Origin of the sequence: Proteiniphilum sp. UBA1028, assembly GCF_002316955.1 — a bacterium.
Taxonomy (GTDB): Bacteria; Bacteroidota; Bacteroidia; order Bacteroidales; family Dysgonomonadaceae; genus Proteiniphilum.
Genome location: NZ_DCEN01000036.1, coordinates 11,410 through 11,950, shown reverse-complemented (window position 1 = coordinate 11,950; position 541 = coordinate 11,410). Strand labels below are relative to the sequence as shown.

The 541-nt window shown below is 44.7% G+C and carries 1 protein-coding gene; it reads left to right on the top strand.

Annotated elements, in window-relative coordinates:
• Window positions 1–12: 12 nt before the first annotated feature.
• A partial coding sequence (locus tag B3Z75_RS05815; RefSeq protein ID WP_294068587.1) for an MFS transporter occupies window positions 13–541 on the top strand: 529 nt, incomplete at its 3' end.

Genomic DNA, 541 nt, shown 5'->3' with positions numbered 1-541 from the left:
AAAATTACTGACATGACAAATTCAGTAGAATTCAAAGGAAATGATAAATTGTTATTTGGCATCATTCTCGGCGTCCTGGCGTTTTGGCTGTTTGCACAAACGACATTGAACATCAATGTGGATATGGCGAAAGATCTCAACATGGATGTATCTGTGATGAACATTGCAGTATCTGTCACAGCCTTGTTTTCAGGTATTTTTATCGTTGTATTCGGAGGATTGGCCGATAAGATCGGACGAGTGAAAATGATTCGTATCGGTTTTTATTTTAGTATCGTCGGCTCTCTGATGGTCGGTTTTACCCCGGCAGGGGGTGCCGCTGACCCGGTTTTAATTCTTGGCCGTATTTTTCAGGGACTTTCTGCTGCCGCCATTATGCCTGCAAGTTTGGCACTGGTAAAAGCTTATTGGGAAGGTAAGGAACGTCAGCGGGCCATTTCATTATGGTCTATGGGATCATGGGGTGGTTCGGGTTTTGCTGCACTCTTTGGCGGATTGATGATCAATGTAGGGTGGCGATGGATTTTCTTTGCCGCTGCTG